Source organism: Nevskia sp., from assembly GCF_051860985.1.
GTDB lineage: Bacteria > Pseudomonadota > Gammaproteobacteria > Nevskiales > Nevskiaceae > Nevskia.
Genome location: NZ_JBIMKV010000003.1, coordinates 152,719 through 176,326 on the forward strand (window position 1 = coordinate 152,719; position 23,608 = coordinate 176,326).

Below are 23,608 nucleotides of genomic sequence, written 5' to 3' on the forward strand. Positions count from 1 at the left end.
CGCCAGAGGCGCAGCCGATGACGCGGCGGCAGGACAGCCGCAGAGCTGCAGGCAGCGGCATCGCGATCCCCTAGATCCAGATCGTCGGGTCGGCCGGCCGGCGCTTGACCAGCCGCAGGTTGCAGCCGGTGTTCGGCGCCGCCGGATGACGGGACGGCGGCGCCTCGAAGCCGGCGGCGGCGCTGCGCCGGCATGGAATGCCGGTGCTCGGCTCGACGGTGCCGGCGATGATCGGCGCTGCTGGCCGCTGCGTCGGCGACGGCTGCGGTGCCGGCGTGGTCAGGCTGTCGGCGCTGCCGCGCAGCACGCCGTGGCCGCCGATCGCCGTCAGCAGCGGCAGGCTCAAGGCCAACCCGGTCAGCAGCACCCCGATCCGCTTGCCCATCGTCGTTCTCCCCGTCTGGTCCCGGCGTGGATAGCGCAATCGCCGTGCCGGCCGGTCGGATTACGGCAAGCCATTGCCACAGTTGAAGAAATGACAGTCGGGCCAGCCGCGTGAAACTGTCCGCGGACAGCGTCCGGACGCTGTCCGCCGCGACGCGGACACCGCCGGCCGACGGCCGTCGACACGCGAATTCCGGCATCCTCGCCGCCATGGATACTCACGGCCTCAGTGCCTTCATCGAGGTGGCCGACACCGGCTCGTTCTCAAAAGCCGGAGAGCGCCTGCACCTGTCGCAGCCGGCGATCTCCAAGCGCATCGCCGCGCTGGAAGAGGCGCTCGGCCAGCCGCTGTTCGACCGTGTCGGCCGACGCATCGACCTGACCGACGCCGGCCGCACCTTGCTGCCGCATGCCCGCCGCGTGCTGGCCGAGATGGAAGACGCGCGGCGGGCGCTGTCGCGGCTGTCCGGCACGGTCAGCGGCCGGCTGTCGATCGGCACCAGCCACCACATCGGCCTGCACCGGCTGCCGCCGGTGCTGCGCAACTTCACGCAGGCCTATCCAGACGTCGATCTCGACATCCACTTCATGGATTCCGAGGACGCCTGCGAGGAAGTGGCGCAGGGCCGGCTCGAACTCGGAATCGTGACCTTGCCCGACGAAGCACCCGAGGCGCTGCTGATGCAGATGGTCTGGCGCGATCCGCTGTCGGTGGTCGTCGCCCCGAACCATCCGCTGGCGAAGGCCGGCATACCGGGCCTGCGCGAGCTGGCCACCCACCCGGCGGTGCTGCCGGACGAACGCACCTACACGCACCGCATCGTCATGAGCGCCCTGCAGGCGCACGGCGTGGCGCCGCGCATCCGGCTGTCAACCAACTATCTGGAGACGCTGAAGATGCTGGTCGCCATCGGCCTCGGCTGGAGCGTGCTGCCTTGCTCGATGCTCGACGATTCGATCGTCGCGATCGACCGCCCCGAGCTGTCCTTGAGCCGCGACCTGGGCGCCGTCTGGCATCGCGGACGGACCCGCTCCGGTCCGGCGCGGGCGCTGCTGGGACTGCTCGGCGTCAGCGTCTGAGCCGGGCCGCGCATCGCTATACTGCCGCTCCGGAACGCTGGCTACTGGCGATTCCGGCAATGAAATCAACCTACTGCCGCCAACCGGAGCGGGCATGAGCGAACTGCTGCTGCACCATTACCCGCTGTCCCCGTACAGCGAGAAGATCCGCGCGATCTTCGGCTACAAGGGCCTGGCCTGGACCTCGGTGATCACGCCGCTGCAGATGCCGAAGCCGGATCTGCTGGCGCTGACCGGCGGCTACCGCAAGGCGCCGGTGCTGCAGATCGGCCGCGACATCTACTGCGACACCGCGCTGATGGTGCGGGTGATCGACCGCCTGCACCCGGAGCCGCCGCTGCTGCCGAGCGCGCTGAAGGCCAGCTGCGCCGCGTTCGCGGCGCTGGAGCAGACGCTGTTCTTCGCCGCCGTCCCGACCGTCTTCCAGCCGGCCGGACTCAAGGTACTGATGGAACGCATCGGCCCGGAGCAGATGGCCCGCTTCTCCGCCGATCGCGCCCAGCTGTTCACCGGCGGCACCGCCACCCGGCCAGGGCCGGAGTTCGGCAAGACCCACTTCCTGCCGCTGATGAATGCGCTGGACCAGCAGCTGCAGGCCAGCCCGTTCCTGCTCGGCGATGCACCGACGGCCGCCGACTTCAGCGTCTTCCACCCGGTCTGGTTCATCCGCAGCAATGCCGGCGTCGCGCCGCTGCTGGAACCGTTCAAGGGCCTGATGGCCTGGTTCGAACGGATGACCGCGTTCGGCAACGGCCGGCCCACCGAGATCAGCGCCGAGGACGCCATCGCCGTGGCCCGCTCGGCCTCGGCGCTGCAGCCGCCCGATGGCCCGCTGCTGGACGTGGAAGGCGCGCGCATCGGCTCGGAAGTGACGGTGGCGGCGACCGACTACGGCGTCGACCCGGTCGCCGGCCGGCTGATCCACGCCTCGGTGTTCGAGATCGTCATCAAGCGCCAGGACCCGCGCGCCGGCGAGCTGGCGGTGCACTTCCCGCGTGCCGGCTTCAAGGTGACACCGGCCTGACCGCCGCTAGGCCGGCGGTCGCGCCGGCAGCGGGCGGTTGTAGCGCACGATCAGCAGCACGCCGAAAAGCACCAGCGCCATCGCCGCCAGTTCGCTGGCGACGAACAGCTCGCCGCCGAGGCCGACGCCGAACAGCAGGGCGATCACCGGATTGACATAGGCATAGCTGGTCGCCAGCTGCGGCGACACGGTCTGCACCAGGTAGATGTAGGCGCTGAACGCGATGATGCTGCCGAATACCGCGAGATAGGCCAGCGCCGCCATCGCCCTCGGCGTCGTCACCAGCTGCCAGGATTCGCCGCGCCACCACGAGGCCAGCAGGAACAGCAGGCCGGCCGACAGCATCTGGCAGGCCGTGCTCATCGCGCCCTTCGGCAGGTCGATGCGCCGGCTCCAGACCGAGCCGAAAGCCCAGGACACCGACGCCGTCACCAGCAGCGCCGCCGACAGCGGATTGGCAGCGAAATCGCCACCGATGTTCAGCAGCAGGATGCCGGAGAAGCCGACCACCAGGCCGATCCACTGCATCTTCTGCGGCCACTGGCCCCAGATGCCGCCGAACAGGCTGGCCCACAGCGGCATCGTCGCCACCACCGTCGCCGCCAGCGCCGAACCCACCGACTGCTGCGCGTAGACCACCGCGCCATTGCCGACATTCAGCAGCAGAAAGCCGATCGCCGCCGAGCAGGCAAACTGCCGCAGCGTCGGCAGCGGCGCACCACGCAGCCGCAACGCCAGCATCAGCACGCTGCCGGCCACCACGAAACGCAGCCCCGGAAAGAACAGCGGCGGATACGCCTCCAGCGCGAAACGGATCGCGAGGTAGGTCGAACCCCAGATCACGTAGACGCAGAACAGCGACAGCAGCACCAGCAACGGCAACCGGCCACTCGCGGCCTGGGGGGTGTTCACGGGCAGGGTTTCGGGTTTGGGGGCGCGCATCTTAATGCCTGCCGCCCAGGAACCGGGGCGCACAGGCTGGCCCCGAAGACGAATTGAACGGCATCCTGGATGACCACAGGGCTGGTGACGGCCAAAGGCAGCCAAGGAACGGACGGCGAAACGCGGTTATCAGCACGCATCGAGAACGCGGGGCTCCCGCCCTCGGTCGTCCGCGTTCAAAGTGCATCCGACACTCGCTTTCGACGAAGGCGCCTGTCGACCGCGTTGCGCCATCTTCCGTCGCCACGACTCATCCGGCTTCCACCATCGGCCGCCCGCGGCAGACGAGCGTCGAAGGCGAAGCCGGATGAATTGACAAACCTCTGCTACGGGCTCGCTATCGTCTCAAGATTCGCCAGATTCCACATCGGCGTCTCGCCGATGGATCTGCCGACTCCGGCTGACGATCGTCGTAACGCACTTCTCTAGTTGTGCGAGGAGCTGATCGAGGAATACACCACTTCCGCAGCACCCGTCGCCGTGTCGGTTCCGTTCTGCACGTAGTTTCCGGCCTTGAAATAGAAGGTCTGACCCGCCCATTCCTGTCGGAGATCGCGGGTATCGATGACCTGATCATTGATCTTCGAGGTCACGATTCCATTGTTCATCGTGATCTCGTAGGTCAACGACTGACCGATCGAGACCGGAATCTTGACGGCACTGGCGACACCATTTCCGGCTTCCGTGGTGTTGTTGTAGGTGCCATAGGCGTAGGTGCCAGACCCGGTGCTGACAAAGACCAGCTTCACGGGAGGAGAGTTGTTGTTGCTGTGGAGCTGCGCGAACACCGTCCCCACCCGACCACCGGCCACTTTCGGCTTCGGCAGCTGCGTCACCTTCAAGCGTCCGGACTGCGTGTGAACGCCGACCATCGACCAGTTCACCGAGTTGCCATTCGCCCACTGTTCGCGCATCTCCGATCTGACGAACTTGGCACTCGGCGTGAGGCCGCCACCGTTCACCGGCGCCCAGAACACCGTTTCGCCATTGGCGGCAACGTAGCCACCGGCCGTCTTCTGGCCAGCGGAAGTTCCATAGAAATAGATCGACGAATAGGTATCCAGCGCGGTCGACGGAATCTCGTCAGCGCCGTTCTTTCCATCGGCATCCACGGGCAGCGTCAGCTTGCCGTAGCTACTCCAGCGAATGAAGGTACGCGGCTGCGTCGGGGTCGTCGGCGACACCGGCGGTGCGGTGCTGGCCGTGCCTGCGGTGATCACGCGGAACACCTGATCCGGAAGACCGGCAATCTTCACCGTCTGCGCAACTTCGGTACCGGGTGTAGTCGCAGCGGCAACCCGGACGGTCAGGGTGTCCTTGTTGCGAATGGTCCCCGGCGTCGACGTGAAGGCGCCGGAGTTGATCTTGTACTCGCCGCGATCCACTGAGATCTTGACTGGCATCAATCCACTGACGACGCCAATGGATACCGTTCTTGGCTTGCTAGTCTGGGTCGTGCTGACGGGTGCATTCGCGATGCATTGCGCATCGGTGGATTTGCAGGCGGGGGGCGCCGAGAAGGCGATGAATGGAACGGCAGACAGCGTTGTCGCAAGGACAACATTACGCAGGGGGCTCATGTTGGTGGACGTCCGATTGGAAAAAAGTCGCCGTTAGGCAAGCTTTCCCCGGGGTTGCGAACGGACAGGTAGGGAGTCCTGACCGAAGCGCTAATCCGAAAAAAGGATCAGGTCTTAGGTCTTGATAGGCTGCGAAGCGACTCCGTACAGCTCCCTTCGGAGTCGCCACCCGCCGCTTGAACGTGCTCACTGAAGTGACTACGTTCCGGACTATCTCGACGTTCGACGTGTCCTTGTTACGGCCGTCCTCCCGCTTTCTTGATCACCGAGGTAGAGGCGGTAGTCGTCGTCAGACGAATGGGACGAGCGGTCGACATTCGGATGTGAACGGCAGTGGCACTGATGCCGACCCGCCGCGCGCGTCCACATGCGATGCGGTTCGGCACGCCGGCATCGACGCTACGGCCTGCCGAAGCGGCCCGCGAATCAACCGCCCCGCAACACCTCGCGCGCGGCGTTGCGTCCCGGCGCGCCGGTGACACCGCCGCCGGGGTGGCAGCCGGCGCCGCAGAGATAGAGGCCGGCCAGCGGGGTCCGGTAGTCGGCCCAGCCGGCGATCGGGCGCATCGAGAACAGCTGATGCAGGGCCATCGCGCCGTGGAAGATGTTGCCGCCGGTCAGGGCGAAGCGACGTTCCAGATCGAGCGGCGTCAGCACCTGGCGACCGAGGATCGAGGCGGCGAAGTTCGGGGCGTACTGGTTGACGGCCGCGATGCAGCGGTCGGCGAACGGCTCGCGCAACGTGTCCCAGTCCTGGCCGTCGGCAAGCCGATACGGCGCGTACTGGATGAACATCTGCACGATGTGGTGGCCGGCCGGTGCCAGGGTCTGGTCGACCGAGGTCGGGATGGTGAGCTCCAGGATCGGCGCGCGCGATGGCAGGCCGCGCCGGGCATCGTCGTAGGCCGCTTCGAGGTATTCGAGCGTCGGACTGATGTGGATGGTGCCGCGATGCTGCGGGCCGATCTCCGCCCGTCCCGGCAGCGCGGTGAAGTCCGGCAGCTCGGAGACGGCCAGGTTGATCTTCATCGAGGCGCTGCTGTAGTCGATCCGTTCGACCGCCGCGCGGAACGCGGACGGCAGGCTTCCGGCATCCGGCAGCAGCCGGCGGAAGGTGATCTCCGGCGTCGCGTTGGAAATCACCGTGCCGGCGCGGATGACCTCGCCGCTGTTCAGCCGCACGCCGGCCGCACGCCCGCCTTCGACGAGGATCTCGGCGACCTCGGCCCGGCAGCGGAGTTCGACGCCGCGCGCGCGGCAGCAGGTGGCCATCGCCTCGGTGATCGCACCCATGCCGCCTTCGACATAGCCCCAGACGCCTCGGGCGCCGCCGGCCGTGCCCATCACGTGGTGCAGCAGCACATAGCCGGTGCCGGGTGCCGAAATGGGCTGCTGGGCGCCGATCACCGCATCGGTCGCCAGGGTCGCTTTCAGCACTTCGGACTCGAACCAGCGGTCGAGGATCGGCCGCGCGGCGCCGGTCAGCAGTTCGATGGTCTGCGGCAGTTCGTCACCCAGCGCGCGGATCGCCCGATACAGCCGCCCGCCGCGTCGCAGTTCGCGGAAGCGGGCCCGCCAGCTGCGCGTTCGCCACGAAACCGGCAGTGGCAGCAGGTCGGCCGGCGGCTCGGTCAGCAGCGGTTCGATGCACTCGGCGACCCGGGTCAGCCAGGCCTCGTACTTCGGATAGGCCGCTGCATCGCGTGCCGAGAACTTGGCGATCTCGCGATGGTTCAGCGCCTCGTCCGGCCCCATCAGCAGGGATCGGCCATCGGGCAGTGGCGTGAAGCTGGACGGATTGCGGTTCAGCACCCGGTAGCCGTAGCGGGCCAGTTCCAGTTCCTGCACGACTTCCGGCAGCAGCAGGCTGACCAGATAGGAAGCGGTCGACGCGCGATAGCCGGGAATGATGTCCTCGGTCACCGCCGCGCCGCCCGGCCGGTGATGCCGCTCCAGCACCAGCACCCGCTTGCCGGCCGCCGCCAGCGTCGCGGCACAGACCAGGCCGTTGTGGCCGGCACCGATCACCAGGGCATCGAAGGCATCGCGGGTCATGGCAGAGAGCAAGGATCAGGATGCCGACAGCGTGACCGGCGGCGGCCGTTCGCTCAATGCCACGATGACACCCGCCACCAGCAGCGCCGTGCCGGCGACCACCGCAGCCGGCGGCGCGACCCCGGTCCACAGCGCGCCGTAGACGATGCCGGCGATGGTTTCGAAAACGATCATCTGGCCGAGCAGCGAGGGCTCCAGCCGGGCGCAGGCGCGATTCCACAGCGCATTCGCAGCCCAGGAAGCCGCCAGCCCGAGAAACAGGCCCACCGCCACGAAGCGCATCCAGTCGGGCCGTGCCCAGGGCTGCGACGGCGCGGCGGCGGCAAACAGCAGCAGCGCGAACGGCAGCGCCGCCGTGCCCTGCAACGCTGACCACTGCAGCCCGCCGATGCCGGGATAGGCGCGCATCCCCTCGCCGTTGAGCACGCCGTAGGCGGTCCACAGCAGCAGCGCGCCTATGGCGCAGGCGATGCCGATGCGGAACGCAGCGCTGCTGCCGGAGCTGTCCGCGCCTATCGCTGGTGGCTGCGCCAGCCACAGCCCGGCCAGGATCAGGCTCAGCGCCGCGACATAGCGGGGGCTCGGCCGCTGCCGGTGGCGCAGCCGCCCGGCCAGCGACACGGTGACCGGCAGCAGGCCGATGATCAGCGTCGGCATCACATAGCCGGCGTTGCGCACCGCTACGCTGAGCAGCGCGTAGTACAGCAGGTTGCCGGACAGCGTCAGCAGCAGTGCATCACGCCAGGCGCGCGGCGGGGTTGGCGACGCAGTCGACGCGCGCGCCAGCGGCACGAGCGTCAGCAGCGAGGCCAGCCCGTAGCTGATGTAGCGAGCGGCCGCCACCGCCAGCGCCGGCCAGTCCGGCAGAAGCAGCGGGCCGATGAACGCGAAACCCCAGATCCAGCACGCGGCGATCGCCGGCAGCAGGCCGCCGCGCATCGCGGACGCGGCCGTTCAGCGCAGCGCCTGCAGCTCGATGGCGGCGGTGCGTTCGCCGTCGCCGAGCCACAGCTGGCCGTCCTGGATCGTGCAGTGCAGCTGCATGGTTCGCTGCGCCAGCGCAGCCAGCGCGACCTCGCCGCCGACGATGATCCGCCGCACCTGCAGGTTGCGGGCGCGCGCCAGCTTCGGCTCGGCCAGCTGCCACCAGGGCTCGACAGCCCGCTGGTAGCCGTAGACGAACACTTCGCCGGCGCGGCCACAGGCGCGGATCACCGCCTTCTCGTCCGGCTGGCCCAGCTCGATCCACTGCTCGATCTGGCCGGTCAGGTCCTTGCGCCACAGGTCCGGCTCGTCCGGATCGCTCAGACCCTTGCCGAGCTGCAGCCGCTCGTGGGCGTGCAGCGCGAACACCAGCAGCCGCACCATCATCCGTTCATCGGTTTCCGACGGATGCCGCGCCACGGTCAGGGCGTGCTCGGCGTAGTAGTCGCGATCCATGTCGGCAACCTGCAGCTGCGCCTTGAAGATGGTGGCCTTGAGTGCCATGAACGGTGGGGGCTGGAACGGATGCGGGATGGTAGCCGCGTTGCTGCCCTGACAGGCGTGCAGTTGCCGCCGGACTGGCCGGCGAGGCCGCACGGTCATCCGCAGCGGCAGCCCGGCCGTATCAACTGGCTGGATGCGCCCGCCATTGCACGGCCGTCGCGCCCGATCGCTACCATCGCCACCACCATGAACGCTCGCCCGCTTTCGTTGCGTCCCGATCACCGCCGCCGGCCACGGCGGCTGCAGCGGATCGCCTTCGCCCTGCTGGCGCTGCTGGTGCTGACACGGCCGACGGCACAGTCAGCTGAGCGGGCGGCCGAGCTGGGCACCGACCCGGCGAAGACCCCGGCCAGCGCGCCGCTGGTGATCGACCCGCCGAAGCTGCGCACCCAGCTGCAAAAGGTGGCACTGCGGGTGCCGCAGGCCGATTCCGTCGCCGCCGCACCCTATCCCGCGCTGCAGCAGGCACTGGCCGCCGGCCGGCTCGACGACGCCCGGGCGCTGGCGGCAACGGCCGTCGACAGCACCACCCGGAGCCACGGCGAGCGCGATCCGCGCAGCGTCGATGCCCGGCTGAACCGAGCCGTGGTCAGCCTGGAAAGCGGCGAGGTGCGGCTGGCCGGCGAGCAGTTCACGGCGGTCATCGACGAGGCCTCGGCGATCGGCGGGCTGCGGGCGCCGCAGCTGGAAACCGCCTGGTACGGACTCGGCATGAGCCTGCTGGCGGCCGGCAATCCGGCCGATGCCGAGCGCGCCTTCGCGGCAGCGCTGCAGCAGCGGCGCATCAACGCCGGTCTGCACACCCAGGACCAGGTCGGCTATCTCGACGCGATGACACTGACCGCCCGCAGCCGCAGCCGGCTCGATCTGGCCGATGGTTTCCAGCTGCGCCGCATCGAGCTGGCCGAACGCCTGTACGGCGACGCCTCGATCGAGCGCGCCGAAGCCGCCCAGGTACTGGCGGACTGGTACAGCAGCACCGGCCGCCACCGCGAAGCGCTGCAGGTACAGGCCTACCGGCTCGACATTCTCGGCCGGGCATTCGGCCGAGACGACATCCGGCTGGTGCCGGCGCTGCTCGACGAGGCGCTGGCTTATGCCGAGGTGGTCGACAACTTCCGCGAACGTCCGGTGGCGATCCAGACCCGCAACGGCACCATCGTGCAAAGCACCGAGCAGCCGCTGAACCAGGCGCTGCGCCTGATCCGCAAGCATGAGCCGCAGCTCGGCGCGCAGGAGCGCGGCCAGATGCTGATCCGCATCGGCGACGTGCACTGGATCCAGGGCGACCGCAAGCGCGCCTTGCTGGCCTGGCAGCAGGCGCGCGCAGCCGATGCCTCATCCGCCCGCCGGCTGGCGCAGCCGGAACCGCTGGAATGGCCGGCGGATTGGCCGCAGCAGGCCGGCATCGACGCCGGCGGCCGGCTGGACGTGGCGTTCACGGTCACCGATCGCGGCCGGGTGGCGGACATCGCGGTGGCCGAACAGACGCCTGCCGGCGATGCCGCCGGCAAGGCGCTGGCGACCACGCTGCGGCGCTTGCTCGGGCGCATGAGCTTCCGTCCGGCGCTGGGCCGGGACCGCGCCGAAAGCCGTGCCGATGTCCACTACCGCCACCTGTTCCAGCCATCGTCGTAAACTGAACTCGCGCCTGCTGCCGCCGTCCAACCGGCGTCCGAGGAACCGCCCCGACATGCCCACGTTCCCTTCTCGAATGCCGATGACGCGCCGGTTGCCGCCGCTGCTGGCCGCGTGGCTGCTGAGCGCCTGCGTGACGCCGCAGCAGCAGCCGACACCACCCACGCCGCCGACGCCGCAGCAGAAGCAGCCACCGCCGACGCCGCCGCCGGCAGCGCCGTCGCAGCCGCCGGAACCGGCCGCCAAGCAGGACCCGCCGCCCGCCGCGCCGGCCCAGAAAACGGCCAGCCCGGCCCAAGCGCCCAAGGCGCCAACGCCGCCAACTGCGCCGGCCAAGCCGGCAGCCGCATCGGCCCAGGCTCCTTCGCCTCCGCCGGCAGCGCCGTCGGCATCCGGCCCGGCGTCGTCGGCAAAGCCGGCGGCTTCGGCCGCCCCGTCGGCCGCCGCAGCCGGCGGTTCGCCACCGCCGGCCGGCGCGGGCAACACCGGTGGCGCGATGACCGATGCCGAACGGCGCGCCGCCGTGAATCGCCAGATCGACCAGTCGCTCGAAGCCTTCGATGCCCGCCTGGCGCGCGAGCAGGTGGCGCTGGAAGCGGCCCGCGAGGCCGCAGCCGCCGCACGCAGCAGCACCGGTGGCGGCGGCGCGGGTGGCGGTGGTGATGCCGGTGGTGCCGGCGGCCTGCCCGGCGGCGGCGCGCCGGCCGGCGGGGCAATCGGCAGCGAAGGCGATGACAACGCGCCGCCACCGCCGCCGGGTGGTGACGGCAGCGGTCGCGCCTCGCGCGGCAACCGGCCCGACCTGCCGACGCCGAAGGACATCTCCGATGGCCGCGACGACGATGTCGTGGCCCGCCAGCTGCGTGAAGCCGCCGAACGGGAAACCGATCCGGCGCTGCGCGAGCGGCTGTGGAAGGAATATCGCGACTACAAGAAGAAGCAATGAGCGCCATGAAGCCACGGCCGATGCCGACCCGCCTCGCCGCGCCGGGCCTGCTGCTTGCAGCGCTGCTGCTCGGCGGCTGCGTGACCCAGACGGTGAAGAAGGTCAACAACGTCAAGGTCGAGACGGCCGCCGTCGAACTGCCGCAGGAGCAGTTGCTGGAAGTGGCAATCCTGCCGTTCGAGCCCGGCGTGCCGGACACCATGAAGGAGCAGGAGGCGCAGAACATCTCGCCGGCCGTGCGCGAAGCGGAGTCGAAGTACATCGCCCACACGCTGCGGCAGACGCTGCAGGACACCGGCTACTGGGGCGCGGCGCGGGTGGTGCCGGCGGCCAGTCCCGGCGCCGATCTGACGGTCAAGGGCAAGATCCTGGCCAGCGACGGCGAAACGCTGAAGGTGGCCGTCGAGGCCAGCGACGCCACCGGTCGCAAGTGGCTCGACCGGACCTACGAGGAAACCGCGGCCGAATACGCCTACACCGAGAAGCTGCCGGCCGGCAGCGACCCGTTCCAGGATCTCTACAGCCGCATCGCCAACGACCTGCTGCAGCAGCGCAAGTCGCTGAACGCGGCGAAGCTCAAGGAGATCAACCGGGTGTCGGAGCTGCGCTTCGCGGCCGATCTGGCGCCGGCGCGCTTCGGCGAATACCTGAAGACCGACGGCAGCGGCCGCTATTCGGTGGCGCGGCTGCCGCCGGAAGGTGATCCGTTCCTGGCCCGCATCGACCAGATCCGCAGCCGCGACGAGCTGCTGATCGACACGCTCGACCAGCACTACGGCGCGTTCAGCCAGAACATCGGCAAGAGCTACCAGGAGTGGCGCAAGTCCAGCTACCGCGAGGCCCAGGCCTACCGCGAGCTGCGCAACCAGGAGATCACCCGCAAGATCCTCGGCGCTGCGGCCGTGGTCGGCGGCATCTACGCAGCGACCACGGCCACCAACGGCGGCACCGCGACGCTCGGCCAGCTTGGCGTCATCGGCGGCATCTACGGTTTCAAGAGCGGCATGGACAAGGGTTCCGAGAAGAAGATCCACGCCGAGGCGCTGAAGGAGCTGAACAGCTCGCTCGGCACCGAAGTGCAGGCGCAGAACGTCGATCTGGACGGCAAGACCGTCAAGCTCAGCGGCTCGGCCGAGGAGCAGTACGGCCAGTGGCGAGAGCAGCTGCGCGAGCTGTACACGATCGAGACCGGCCTGCCGGCCACCGCGCCGAAGCCGGCAGCCAAGGCCACGTCCAAGGGCTCCTGAACGGCACGATGCGTGATCCTGATTCCGGCCCTGCCCGCCCCGTCGACGGCTTCGAGCGCATTGCCCCTGCCGATCTGAACGCGGCACCGCTCGCCGCCGGACCTCTGCCGTCGCGTAACGCCATCACCGCCCGCAGCCTGCTGATCGCCGCCGGTCTGATCCTGCTGCTGGCGGCGCTGCTGATCGGCCTGCCGGCACTGCTTGACGCCAGTGGCCCGGCTGCGCCGGCAACGGCGGCTGGCGATGCGGCGGAAGCCGCGACCGTGCAGCCGCCACCGGCAACGGTTGCCGCCAGCCCGGCAGTCCCGGCGGCGGCTGCGCCAGCCAGCGCCACGCCGATCTGGGATGACGAAGCGCTGCTGCGCGCCCGCGCCGAATCGCAGACCCTGGCTGCCCAGCTGGGGCCGCAGCTCGAAGCGCTGCGCGCAGCCGCCGCACCACGCTGGGCCGCTGCCGCCTTCGCCGCCGCCGAGGCCGAGATCGGCGCCGCCCAGGCGGCCTTCGATGGCCGCGACTTCCGCAACGCGGTCGAACGCTACCGCGCGGCCAGCAGCGCCGTGGCGGCTCTCGATGCCGAACGGCCGCGCCAGCTCAAGGCAGCGATCGCCAACGGCTACGCGGCCCTGGCCAGCGGCGCGCTGGAACCGGCGGCAGCGGCGTTTGACCTGGCCCTGGCGATCAGCCCCGGCGATGCTGAAGCCCGCCGTGGCCAGACCCGCGTCAGCCGTTTCCCGGACGTCCAGGCGCAGTTGCAGAAGGCCGCCAGCGCCGAGGCGCGCGGCGATCTGGCCGCCGCCGGAACGGCCTGGCGCGAGGCGCTGAAGCTCGACCCGGACACCGACGCTGCCCGCAGCGGGCTGGCCCGGCTGGACGCCGCTGCCGCCAGCGCCCGCTTCGGGAAATCGATGGCCGCAGCGCTGGCCGCGCTCGATGGCGGCCAGCTCGATGCCGCCGAGCAGGCCCTGCAGGCCGCCGCCAGCCAGCGGCCAGGTGACACCGGCGTGGCCGATGCCCGCGCCCGCCTGGCCCGCGCCCGCCGCGAACAGCAGCTGGCGGCGCTCGAAGCGCAGGCCGCCGCTGCCGCGCGGGCCGAAAACTGGGCCGACGCCGCGCGCCATCACGAGGCGGCGCTGGCGCTCGATCCCAGCCTCGTCGCGGCACAATCCGGCCTGGCCGCAGCCCGGCCACGGGCGGCGCTGGCAGCGCGGCTCGACGCCTGGATCGCACAGCCGGCGCGGCTGGCCAGCGAAGCCGTGCAGGCCGATGTCAGCCAGGGCCTGGCCAGTGCCCGGGCGATCGCGGCGCCGGGACCGGTGCTGCAGCGGCAGATCGCCACGCTCGAGCGGCTGCTGCGCGAGGCCGCGACGCCGGTGGCGGTCCGCCTGCAGTCCGACGAGCGCACCGAGGTCACCGTCTATAAGGTCGGCCCGCAAGGTCGTTTCAAGGACAAGCAGCTGCAGCTGCGGCCCGGCCGCTACACGGCGGTCGGCGCCCGGCCCGGCTATGTCGACGTACGGGTGGAGTTCGAGGTCGGCACCGAGCCCGCTCCGTCGCCGGTGCTGATCCGCTGCGAGGAAAAACTGTGAGCCCTGACCGCGACGCGCTGATCCAGCCGGCCGACTACCGTCCGCCCGGCAGCCTCGGCAGCGGCAGCCCCGGCGCGCCGCGCGGGCCGCGTTCGTCTGCCTGGTGGCTGATCGCCGTGGTGGTGGCGCTGCTGCTGCCGGTTGGCTGGTTCCTGCTGACCGCCCGCGCGGTGACCATCCAGGTCGAACCGCCGCCGGACCGGCTGGCGATCAGCGGGGGCCTGTCGCTGCATTTCGGCGGTCACGTCCTGCTGCGCAGCGGCCAGTACCGGCTGCACGCGGAGAAGGACGGCTACCAGCCGCTCGATACCGAGCTGGCAATCGCCGACGACAGCCGCCAGGCCGCGTTCACGATGACCAAGCTGCCGGGCCGGCTGCAGCTGATATCGACGCCGGTGGCGGCGATCAGCGTCGACGGCCAGCCCGCCGGCAGCACGCCGCAAGAGGCGCTGGAACTGCCGGCCGGCAAGCATCAGCTGAGCCTGACCGCGCCGCGTCACCAGCCGCAGCAGATCGAGGTCGACATCGAAGGTCTCGGCAAGCTGCAGACGCTGACGGTCGAGCTGAAGCCCGGCTGGGCGCCGATCGCGGTGTCGTCGCGGCCGGCCGGCGCCGAGGTCAGCATCGCCGGCCAGCCGCAGGGCAAGACCCCGGCCACGCTGGAACTCGGTGCTGGTGCGGTCGAGCTGGAATTCCGCCTGCCCGGCTACAAGCCACGCCGGCTGCCGGTGCAGGTGGTCGCCAACCAGCCGCAGACGCTGCCCGAGGTGCTGCTGGAATCCGCCGATGCCACGGTGCAGCTGAGCAGCACGCCGGACGGCGCCTCGGTGACGGTCGACGGTGCCTTCCGTGGTCGCACGCCGCTGGCCCTGAGCCTGACGCCGGGCACGCCGCACGCGCTGGTGCTGAGCCGCGACGGCCACGAGAACGCCGAGGCCCGCCTGACCCTGGCCGCCGAGGAACGGAAAACGCTGGCGCTGAACCTGACGCCGATCCTAGGCGTGCTGAAGCTGAGCCTGACGCCGGCTGACGCGGTGCTGCGCATCGACGGCGAAACCCGGTCGCTCGGCGACGGCCGGCTGGAACTGGCGGCGACCACGCACCGCATCGAAGCCGCCAAGTCCGGCTTCCGGCCGTACGGCGGCGACATCACGGTGCGGCGCGGCGTCGACCAGAAGCTCGACATCGTGCTGCAGAGCGAGGCCGAGCTGAAGGCGGCGGCCAATCCAGCACTGATCAGCAGCGCCACGCTGGGACTGCGGCTGCGCAAGATCGCGCCCGGCAGCTTCACGATGGGCACGCCGCGCTCGGACCAGGGCAGGCAGGCCAACGAGGTGCAGCACCCGGTCCGGCTGACCCGGCCGTACTACCTGGCCACCACCGAAATCACCAACGCCCAGTTCCGGCAGTTCCGCAGCGGCCACAGCTCCGGCATCGTCTCGCGCGCCTCGCTCGACAACGAAGGCCATCCGGTGGTGCGGGTCAGCTGGGACGACGCGGTGGCGTTCTGCAACTGGCTCAGCGGCAAGGACGGCCTGCCGGCCGCCTACAACGCCGACGGCAGCCTGGTGCAGCCGCTGACCACCGGCTACCGGCTGCCGAGCGAAGCGGAATGGGAATGGGCGGCGCGCTTCCATGGCGACGGCGCGCCGCGCCGCTATCCCTGGGGCAATGCGATGCCGCCGCCGCCGGACAGCGGCAACTTCGCCGACGCCCGCGCCGGCACGCTGGTCAATCAAATCCTCGACGGCTACGACGACGGCCATGCCGCGACCGCACCGGTCGGCAAGGGGCTGGCGATCGCGCCGGGCCTGTACGACCTCGGCGGCAACGTGTCCGAGTGGGTGCACGACCGCTACGACGGCGCGATCGTGCCGTCGATGGCTGCCGTCAGCGATCCGTTCGGCCCGGCCAGCGGCGCCGAGCATGTGGTGCGCGGCTCCAGCTGGCGGCATGGCCGGATCACCGAACTGCGGCTGGCCTGGCGCGACCACGCGCGCGAGCCGCGCGATGATCTGGGTTTCCGGGTGGCCCGTTATGTCGAATAGAACGAAAAGCGATTTCCGCCGGCAGCAGCGCGCCGACCTTGGCCGGCTGGTGATGATCGGCCTCACGGCTGCAGTGATGGTCGGTGCGGCACGCGCCGTGACCGCGCAGGAAGCACCGGCAGCACCCGCGCCGGCTCCCGGCCCGGCCACGTCGCCAGCACCAACGCCGACGCCGCCGGCAGGCGGCACCCGACCCAGTGTCGACGTGTCCGCCGATGCGGCGGTCGATTTCCCCGGCGACATCTGAATCCGAACCTCGAGCCCTTCATGAAACGCAGCTTTCCTGCCGAATTCGTCTACCAGCTACTGTCGCTGCTGCTGATCATCGTGGTGGTCCACGCGTTCTATGCCGGCGTCGTGCGGCCGAATGCGACGGCGATCCTGCTGGCGCAGGCAGCAGCGATCAAGGCCGATCCGGCAGCGGTCATCGAATCCTCGCTATGGGTGATCCTCAAGGACTGGGAGCAGGAATCCGAAGTGATCCTGACGCTCTGGGGCATTGCCATCATGGGCTGGAAGGCGAAGCTCGCCGTGGCCGAGCAGCGGATGTTCGAGGCCGACCTGCTCGAACTCGCCGAAGGCCAGAGCATCCTCCCCGAGGACGCCCGCCAGTACGCCCGCGCGCTGGAAGCCCTGCCGCCGGCCGATCGCGAACGGCTGCTGCCGCAGGCACTGCTGACCGCACTTGGCCGCTTCCGCTCGACGCGCAGCATCCAGGACGTGTCCTCGGCCGTCGACAGCATCTGCGATGCCAGAGGCGACCGGCTGGATTCCGAGCTGTCGATGGTCCGCTACATCGCCTGGGCGATTCCCTCGATCGGCTTCATCGGCACCGTGCGCGGCATCGGCGATGCGCTGTCGCAGGCGCACAAGGCCGTCGAAGGCGATATCGCCGGCGTCACCGAGGCACTCGGTGTCGCGTTCAACTCGACCCTGATCGCGCTGCTGCTGTCGATCGTGCTGATGTTCATGCTCTATCAGCTGCAGCTGATCCAGGAGCGGCTGACGCTCGACACCCGCGCCTACTGCGAGCGCAAGCTGATCCAGCACCTGCAGGTGCCGTGACCATGCGCGTGCTTGAATTCAACGACGCCGCGCTGACCCTGGCCGATGCCGAGCGCGTCCACGCCACGAGCCCCGGCTTCGCATTTGCCGAGGGTCGCCGGCTGCTGCTGGGCGAAGCAGCACGGCAGCAGTTTCGCGCCCAACCGCGCAAGACCCGGTTCCGCTACTGGTACCAGCTCGATCAGGCGCCGCTCGACAGCCCGTTCGGAGAGGCGCGCAGCCACGCCGATCTGGCTTGGGCGCAGCTGTCAGCGCTGCAGGCTGCCGGCGCCGACGGCAAGCTGCTGCTGATCGTGCCGTCGAGCTTCGACTCGGCGCAGCTGAGCCTGCTGCTGGCGCTGGCGCGGGCGGCAAAGCTCGATGCGGTGGGGCTGGTCGATGCCGCCGTCGCCGCAGCCAGCACCGTCGACGTGATGCCGACGGTGCTGCACCTCGACGTGCAGCTGCATCGCTGGTGGCTGACCCGGATGCGCGCCGGAACCGAGATCGACCGCAGTGGCGGAGAAGATCTCTCCAAGCCGGGCCTGCTCGCGGTATGGGACGCCTGCGCCGGGGTGATCGCCGAGGCCTTCGTACGCCAGACGCGTTTTGATCCGCTGCACAGCGCCGCCACCGAGCAAGCCCTGTACGACCGGCTGCCGAACTGGCTGGCGCAGTTCGGCCGTGGCGTGGCGGTCACGCTGGAGCTGCCGGCCGGGCTGCGCAGCCATCGCGCCAGCCTGCCGGCCGACGCGCTGAACGGCGCGTTGGCGGCGCTGTCAGGCCTGCTTGCATCCGGCGTTGCGGCGGCCATGACCGACGCGGCCCGGACCACCGTGCTGCTCAGTGCCCGCGCGGCGGCGGTGCCCGGCCTCGCCGAGGCGATCGCAGCCGCCTGCGGCGTGCGTCCCCAGCCGCTCGATGCGCTGGCGCCGGCCCGCGGCGCGCTGCGCCATGCCGAGCGCATCCGCGCCGACGGCGAGGCGCTGCCTTTCGTGACGCGGCTGCCGGCGCAAGGGCTGGCGCTCGTCGAAGCGATCCCTGCCGCAGCCCTGGCCAGTGCGCCGGAGCCCACGCATCTGCTGAGCGGAGACATCGCCAGCCCGTTGCCGTCGCGCGCGATCAACGGCGAAACCGGGCTGCTCGGCCTGCGGCTGCGGGTCGACAACGGCCGCCATCGGCTGGTCGGCGGCGCACTGCGCATCGATGGGCAACTGCCCGCCGATGCGCCGCTGTTGGCCACCGGCCAGCTGATCGAAACGGCCCTCGGCGCGCTGCGGGTGATCCACGTGCGAGACCGTTCTGCGTGAGCCGCAAGCGGCGCATGCCGGCCGAGCAGGGCCTGTCGTTCCTCGACTGCATCTGCTGCGGTTTCGGTGCCGTGATCCTGATGTTCATGATCGTCAACCACGCCAGCAAGCAGACGGCGCAGCGGGGCAACGAGGCGTTCATCGCGAAGATCGACGCGCGCGAGGCGGAGGTGCTCGACGGCAGGCAGAAGCTGCTGAACATGAGGGCCGCGCTCGAATCGGTGATCAATGCCACCAAGACGGCCAGTCGCGAAGCCGAGCGGCTGCGCGAGCAGATTCGGGCCGCAACCGCCGCCTTGCCCGATCTCGAAGGCAAGCAGACCGCGAGCCGTACGCGGCTACAGCAGATGCAGGCGGAGCTGATTGCGCTTGATGCCAAGGTGCAGGCGCTGCGCGCACAGGCCGCCGAAACGCCACCGCCCGCTGCCGGCAATGCCTCGCGCGAGATTGCTGGAGACGGCACACGCCAGTACCTCAGCGGCCTGTCCGTCCATGGCCGGCGGATCGCGATCGTCGTCGACACCTCGGCGAGCATGCTTGGCTACACGATTCTGGACGTCATTCGGACTCGCAACCTCGACGACGCAACGCAGCGCAACGCAGCGAAGTGGAAGCGCGCGCTGTCGGCGATCGACTGGCTGAGCGCGCAGCTGCCCAGCGGCGGCCAGTTTCAGCTGATCGCCTTCAACGAGACCGCGAAGCCGGTCACCGGCAGCGGCTGGCTGCCGGTCAGCCGCGACAAGCTTGATGACGCCGCCCGGTCGCTGCGCGCGATCGTCCCTTCCGGCGGAACCAGCCTGCACGCCGCGTTCGGCGCCGTGGCAGCGCTGGGCGCGCCGGCCGACCAGATCTTCCTGCTGACGGACGGCTTGCCGACCCAGGGCGCAACGGTGAAACCCGGCGCCGTCAGCGCGCGCAAGCGGCTCGAACACTTCAACGATGCGGTACGGCGCCTGCCGAAGGGCTCGGCGGTCAACGTCATCCTCCTGCCGATGGAAGGCGATCCGCAGGCTGCCGGTGCGTACTGGCAGCTGGCCCGCGCCACGGACGGTTCGTATCTCGCGCCATCGAAGGACTGGCCATGAGCCGCCGCCGCGAGGTCGAGGTATCGGGGATGTCGTTCCTGGACTGCATCTGCTGCGGCTTCGGCGCGGTGATCATCCTGCTGGTGCTGACCAAGTCGGCGGAGCCGGTGATCGCCGAACAGACGCCGGTCACGCTGGCGGCGAAGCAGGAACAGCTGGACCGGATCGCCGAGGAAAACGCGGCCGAACTGGATGCGCTCGAAGCCCGCCTGGCGGCCGCGCAGGAAGGCAAGGCCGCTGCCGGCCGCGAACTGGCCAGCCTCAAGCTGACCGCCGACACGATGCAAGACAAGACCACCGAGGTCCGGGAGGACAAGACTGTGGCGACGACCCTCGAGGAACGGCTGGCCACTGCCCGCCAGACGCTGACCGAGGAAATGCGCCGGCTGCAGGCGGCGCAGCCGCGTCGGGTGGCCAGCGATGCCGTCGCCGGCATCCCGGTGGACAGCGAATACATCATCTTCGTCATCGACACCTCCGGCTCGATGCAGCAATTCGCCTGGCGCACCGTGGTCGAAAAGATGAACGAGGCGCTGAACGCCTACCCGAAGGTGAAGGGCATGCAGGTGATGAGCGACGAAGGCGAGTACATGTATTCCACCTATGCGCGCCAGTGGATTCCGGACACGCCGGGGCTGCGCAAGACCGTGCTGGAACGCCTGCGTAACTGGCAGCCGTTCTCCAATTCAAGCCCGGTGGAAGGCATCGAGGCGGCGATCCGCGCGTTCGCGGCGCCGGACAAGAAAGTCAGCATTTATGTCTTCGGCGACGACTTCACCGGCAGCTCGATCGACGAAGTGGTGCGCACCGTGCGACGCATCAACCCACGCGATGCGAAAGGCCGGCCGCAGGTGCGTATCCATGGCATCGGCTTTCCGACCCAGTACGGCAGCAATGGCGCCACCGCCGGTGGCGTCCGTTTCGCCACGCTGATGCGTATTCTCGCGGAAGAAAACGGCGGCACCTTTGTCGGCCTGCAGACCTCGCAATGAACCCGATCCCGAAGCGGCTGCTGAGCGGCCTGGCGGCGCTGCTGCTGGCCGGCTGCGGCCCGAACCGGGTCGAGACGCCGTCGCGCTTCCCGAAGCCGGTAATGCAGCCGATGGCCTACAGCGCCGCGCTGGATGCCGACAGCGCGTTCAGCCGCTACGTGCACCAGGAAAAGCTGCCGCCACCCGGCAAGGCCTGGACGCTGTCCATCGGCCCGGCCTCGGTGGACTGGATGAAGAACCTGCTGGCGGCAGCCTTCGCCAGCTTCGGCAGCAGCGGCGGCACCGCCGATCTGGTGTTCCGGCCATCGATCGACAGCGTGCAGTTCTCGACACCGGCGCAGTCGCGCACCGAGTTCTACGAGGCCTGGATCAAGTACACGGTCGCGGTATTCGATCGCGGCGGCCGCAAGCTCGCCGACTGGCCGATCGCCGCCTATGGCAAGCGCCGCGACAAGAGTCTGGCCTCGGCCGAGGAAGGCATGGGCGAAGCGCTGAACAAGGCGATGCGCGACGGCGCCGCCGGGCTGGCGCTGGAGCTGCGCGATCCGGCCCGGATCGCCGCCCTGCTGCGCGGCCCGGGCGCGGCACCCGCCAGTTCCAGCAAGCCGCCGCCGGCGGCAGGAGGCAACCGTGCACCGTGATCACCGGTTCGGCGTGCTGTTCGCTGCCCTGCTGCTGGGCGGCTGCGTCAGCGCCAAGGTCGAGCAGTACCGGCAGGCGCCGACGCGCGTCGCCAAGATCGCCAAAGGCGAGCAGGTGGTGATCCTGTCGCGCGGCCAGCATGGCGACCGCGAGACCGAGGCCGATTTCAACGGCTGCCTGGCCAGCGCGCTGAAGCGCGAAGGCCTGCCGGTGATGGACGAACAGGCGCTGGTCGATGCGCTGTACCCGTGGCTGGAACCGCGCACCGCGCCGCTGAATGCCGACGCGCTGCCGAAGCTGCTCGACCAGCCCGGCGTCGAAGCGAAGATCCGCGCGGCCGGCGTCCGCTACATGATCTGGATCGACGGCCAGAGCGAAACCACCGATTCCAGCGGCGGCCTGTCCTGCGCCGTCGGCCCCGGCTTCGCCGGTTGCTTCGGCTTCGGCATGTGGGACAAGGAATCGGCCTATCGCGCGGAAGTCTGGGATCTGAACCAGCGATCCAGCGTCGGTAAGGTCTCGACCCGTGCCATCGGCACGTCCTACATGCCGGCGTTCATCGTGCCGATACCGCTGATCGCCCGCACCCAGTCGGCCGCCTGCGATGGCGCCGCCGAGCAGCTGGTCGACCTGGTCCGGCCTGGCTGACGCTGGCAGCGCCAGCCGCCACGGGACGGATCAGGCCCGCCCCGTGGCCGCGCCGGATCAGGCGACCACGCAGTTCGGATAGCCGCTGGCCGCCTCGTCGTCGCAGATCTTCTTGTACGACCGGAAGCCGCCGAGGTACGGCAGGATCACGCGCGGCTTGCCCGGCACGTTGTCGCCCATGTACCAGGAGCTGGCCTCGCCGAACAGCGTCATCTTGCCGATCGCGTTGACCGTCTCGCGCCACTGCATTTCGGGCTCGGGCTTGGCTTCGATGGTCGTGCTGCCGTGGCGCTCCAGATGGCGGATGCAGCCCATGATCCAGTCCACGTGGTACTCGTTGCCGAGCACCATGTTGTAGAGCACCGACGGGCTGCCCGGCCCGGTGGTGATGTACAGGTTCGGGAAGCCCGACGGCATGATGCCGTAGAGGCTGCGCGGGCCATCCCCCCAGTGGTCCTTGAAGCGCTTGCCGCCGCGACCGACGATGTCGATGTTCAGCAGCGTGCCGGTCATCGCATCGAAGCCGGTGGCGAAGACCAGCATGTCCAGTTCGTGGACCTGGTCGCCGACCTTGAGCCCCTCCGGCACGATCTCGCGGATCGGCGTCGACTTCACGTCAACCAGGGTCACGTTGTCGCGGTTGAAGGTTTCGTAGTAGCCGGTATCCGCGCAGATGCGTTTGGCCCCGAACGGATAGTCCTTCGGCACCAGCAGCTCGGCCACCTTCGGGTCCTTCACCTTCGCGCGGATCTTGCGCTGCGCGAACTCGGTGATGGTCCGGTTGGCCTCCTTGTCGACCAGCAGGTCGACGAAGCTGCAGTAGAAGTACAGGCCGCCGGCCGCCCAGCGCTTCTCGTACTCGGCCTCGCGCTCCTCGGGTGTGCAGTCCAGCGCCTTGCGCGTGTCCGGCGCCAGCTTGGCGCAGATGCCGACATCGGAATCCCACTCGCGGCGACGCAGGTCGGCATAGGCCTGCTTCTGCAGGCGGTCCTGCTCCTCGGTCAGCGGGCCGTTGCCGGCCGGGATGCTGAAGTTCGGCGTGCGCTGGAACACCGTCAGGTGCCGGGCCTGCTCGGCGATGATCGGGATCGCCTGGATCGCCGACGAGCCGGTGCCGATGACGCCGACGCGCTTGCCGGCGAAATCGACCGGCTCCTTCGGCCAGAAGGCAGTGCGCAGGATCTCGCCCTTGAAGCTGTCGGCGCCGGGATACTCGATCGGCTTCGGCGTCGACAGGCAGCCGGTGGCCATCACCACGTGGCGTGCGGTCACCCGGTCGCCACGGTCCGTGCTGACCGTCCACAGGCTCGTCGCATCGTCGAAATGCGCTGCCGTCACGCGTGTCGAGAAGCGCATGTCGCGGCGCAGGTCGTAGCGGTCGGTGACGTGATCGAGGTAGGCCTTGATCTCCGGCTGGCGCGCCATCCGCGTCGACCACTTCCATTCCTGCTGCAGCTGCTCGTCGAAGGAGTACGAGTACTCGACGCTCTCGAAGTCGCAGGCCGCACCCGGGTAACGGTTCCAGTACCAGGTGCCTCCGACGCCCTCGCCCGCCTCGTAGCAGATCGCCTTCAGGCCCTCCTTCCGCAGGCGGTACATCGCGTAGATGCCGGCGAAACCGGCGCCGACGACGACGGCGTCGTAAGCGGTCAGGCCACGGTTGGCGGAGGTGGCGTGCGCGCCAGCGGACGGGGTTGTCATGATCAGGATCTCCTCGGTTTATTGAAATGACGCGTCATTGCACGTCTCAAGCCTGAGGTTGCAAGCGCTTTGCCAACTTCCGAACAGCCTTTCAACACTCTGATTCGTAGTGATTTTCAATAATTCCAGCAGACTGCCAGCGCTTCAGTTAAAGCGATCTTCTTCATT

21 protein-coding genes are annotated in these 23,608 nt (G+C 69.5%); 14 read left to right on the forward strand and 7 right to left on the reverse strand.

What is annotated here, in order from left to right; genetic code table 11:
• Nucleotides 1–70: 70 nt before the first annotated feature.
• A complete protein-coding gene (locus ACTIGJ_RS04325; protein ID WP_439639054.1) occupies nt 71–385 on the reverse strand; it encodes a hypothetical protein in 315 nt (104 codons plus the stop codon).
• 209 nt (nt 386–594) lie between these two features.
• On the opposite strand from ACTIGJ_RS04325, the gene ACTIGJ_RS04330 reads away from it, so the two are divergent.
• Nucleotides 595–1,464 carry a LysR family transcriptional regulator gene (locus tag ACTIGJ_RS04330; protein WP_439639055.1) on the forward strand — a complete coding sequence of 290 codons (870 nt, stop codon included), beginning with the start codon at nt 595–597 and terminating at the stop codon, nt 1,462–1,464.
• Nucleotides 1,465–1,558: 94 nt separating this feature from the next.
• Nucleotides 1,559–2,488 (forward strand): glutathione S-transferase family protein, encoded by a 930-nt coding sequence (locus ACTIGJ_RS04335; protein ID WP_439639056.1) that lies wholly within the window; start codon nt 1,559–1,561, stop codon nt 2,486–2,488.
• 6 nt (nt 2,489–2,494) lie between these two features.
• Here ACTIGJ_RS04335 and yedA read toward each other — a convergent pair whose 3' ends face one another.
• From yedA to ACTIGJ_RS04360, 5 genes are all read right to left on the reverse strand, one after another.
• Complete coding sequence (gene yedA / locus ACTIGJ_RS04340; protein WP_439639057.1) at nt 2,495–3,400, reverse strand: drug/metabolite exporter YedA; 906 nt, start codon at nt 3,398–3,400, stop codon at nt 2,495–2,497.
• Between the two features lie 455 nt (nt 3,401–3,855).
• Nucleotides 3,856–5,010, reverse strand: coding sequence for a polysaccharide lyase family 7 protein (locus ACTIGJ_RS04345; protein WP_439639058.1), 1,155 nt, complete (start codon nt 5,008–5,010; stop codon nt 3,856–3,858).
• Between the two features lie 426 nt (nt 5,011–5,436).
• Complete coding sequence (locus ACTIGJ_RS04350; RefSeq protein ID WP_439639059.1) at nt 5,437–7,065, reverse strand: phytoene desaturase family protein; 1,629 nt, start codon at nt 7,063–7,065, stop codon at nt 5,437–5,439.
• Between the two features lie 15 nt (nt 7,066–7,080).
• Nucleotides 7,081–8,004 carry a DMT family transporter gene (locus ACTIGJ_RS04355; protein WP_439639060.1) on the reverse strand — a complete coding sequence of 308 codons (924 nt, stop codon included), beginning with the start codon at nt 8,002–8,004 and terminating at the stop codon, nt 7,081–7,083.
• 15 nt (nt 8,005–8,019) lie between these two features.
• Nucleotides 8,020–8,553 carry a YaeQ family protein gene (locus ACTIGJ_RS04360; protein ID WP_439639061.1) on the reverse strand — a complete coding sequence of 178 codons (534 nt, stop codon included), beginning with the start codon at nt 8,551–8,553 and terminating at the stop codon, nt 8,020–8,022.
• A 186-nt stretch (nt 8,554–8,739) separates the two neighbouring features.
• On the opposite strand from ACTIGJ_RS04360, the gene ACTIGJ_RS04365 reads away from it, so the two are divergent.
• From ACTIGJ_RS04365 to ACTIGJ_RS04420, 12 genes are all read left to right on the forward strand, one after another.
• Nucleotides 8,740–10,191: a hypothetical protein gene (locus ACTIGJ_RS04365; RefSeq protein ID WP_439639062.1), complete on the forward strand. Its 1,452-nt coding sequence runs from the start codon at nt 8,740–8,742 to the stop codon at nt 10,189–10,191.
• Nucleotides 10,192–10,273: 82 nt separating this feature from the next.
• Nucleotides 10,274–11,137 carry a hypothetical protein gene (locus ACTIGJ_RS04370; protein ID WP_439639063.1) on the forward strand — a complete coding sequence of 288 codons (864 nt, stop codon included), beginning with the start codon at nt 10,274–10,276 and terminating at the stop codon, nt 11,135–11,137.
• Between the two features lie 5 nt (nt 11,138–11,142).
• Nucleotides 11,143–12,384 carry a hypothetical protein gene (locus ACTIGJ_RS04375; RefSeq protein ID WP_439639064.1) on the forward strand — a complete coding sequence of 414 codons (1,242 nt, stop codon included), beginning with the start codon at nt 11,143–11,145 and terminating at the stop codon, nt 12,382–12,384.
• Nucleotides 12,385–12,392: 8 nt separating this feature from the next.
• Nucleotides 12,393–13,970 carry a hypothetical protein gene (locus ACTIGJ_RS04380; RefSeq protein WP_439639065.1) on the forward strand — a complete coding sequence of 526 codons (1,578 nt, stop codon included), beginning with the start codon at nt 12,393–12,395 and terminating at the stop codon, nt 13,968–13,970.
• The gene (locus ACTIGJ_RS04385) at nt 13,967–16,018 is read left to right on the forward strand and encodes an SUMF1/EgtB/PvdO family nonheme iron enzyme (RefSeq protein WP_439639066.1); all 2,052 of its coding nucleotides are present in this window, start codon (nt 13,967–13,969) and stop codon (nt 16,016–16,018) included. Before ACTIGJ_RS04380 ends, ACTIGJ_RS04385 begins: the two co-directional genes overlap by 4 nt.
• The gene (locus tag ACTIGJ_RS04390; protein ID WP_439639067.1) at nt 16,008–16,265 is read left to right on the forward strand and encodes a hypothetical protein; all 258 of its coding nucleotides are present in this window, start codon (nt 16,008–16,010) and stop codon (nt 16,263–16,265) included. Before ACTIGJ_RS04385 ends, ACTIGJ_RS04390 begins: the two co-directional genes overlap by 11 nt.
• A 20-nt stretch (nt 16,266–16,285) precedes the next feature.
• Complete coding sequence (locus tag ACTIGJ_RS04395) at nt 16,286–17,083, forward strand: MotA/TolQ/ExbB proton channel family protein (protein WP_439639068.1); 798 nt, start codon at nt 16,286–16,288, stop codon at nt 17,081–17,083.
• Nucleotides 17,084–17,085: 2 nt separating this feature from the next.
• Nucleotides 17,086–18,372, forward strand: a complete 1,287-nt coding sequence (locus tag ACTIGJ_RS04400) for a hypothetical protein (RefSeq protein ID WP_439639069.1) — start codon at nt 17,086–17,088, stop codon at nt 18,370–18,372.
• Entirely contained in the window at nt 18,369–19,457 is a 1,089-nt protein-coding gene (locus ACTIGJ_RS04405; protein WP_439639070.1) for a VWA domain-containing protein, read from the forward strand. Before ACTIGJ_RS04400 ends, ACTIGJ_RS04405 begins: the two co-directional genes overlap by 4 nt.
• The gene (locus ACTIGJ_RS04410) at nt 19,454–20,449 is read left to right on the forward strand and encodes a vWA domain-containing protein (protein ID WP_439639071.1); all 996 of its coding nucleotides are present in this window, start codon (nt 19,454–19,456) and stop codon (nt 20,447–20,449) included. The genes ACTIGJ_RS04405 and ACTIGJ_RS04410 overlap by 4 nt, the downstream gene beginning before the upstream one ends.
• Complete coding sequence (locus ACTIGJ_RS04415) at nt 20,446–21,090, forward strand: hypothetical protein (protein WP_439639072.1); 645 nt, start codon at nt 20,446–20,448, stop codon at nt 21,088–21,090. Before ACTIGJ_RS04410 ends, ACTIGJ_RS04415 begins: the two co-directional genes overlap by 4 nt.
• Nucleotides 21,080–21,739 carry a hypothetical protein gene (locus ACTIGJ_RS04420; protein ID WP_439639073.1) on the forward strand — a complete coding sequence of 220 codons (660 nt, stop codon included), beginning with the start codon at nt 21,080–21,082 and terminating at the stop codon, nt 21,737–21,739. The genes ACTIGJ_RS04415 and ACTIGJ_RS04420 overlap by 11 nt, the downstream gene beginning before the upstream one ends.
• 57 nt (nt 21,740–21,796) lie before the next feature.
• On the opposite strand, the gene ACTIGJ_RS04425 is transcribed toward ACTIGJ_RS04420, so the two are convergent.
• Nucleotides 21,797–23,440, reverse strand: a complete 1,644-nt coding sequence (locus ACTIGJ_RS04425; protein ID WP_439639074.1) for a flavin-containing monooxygenase — start codon at nt 23,438–23,440, stop codon at nt 21,797–21,799.
• Nucleotides 23,441–23,608: the final 168 nt, after the last annotated feature.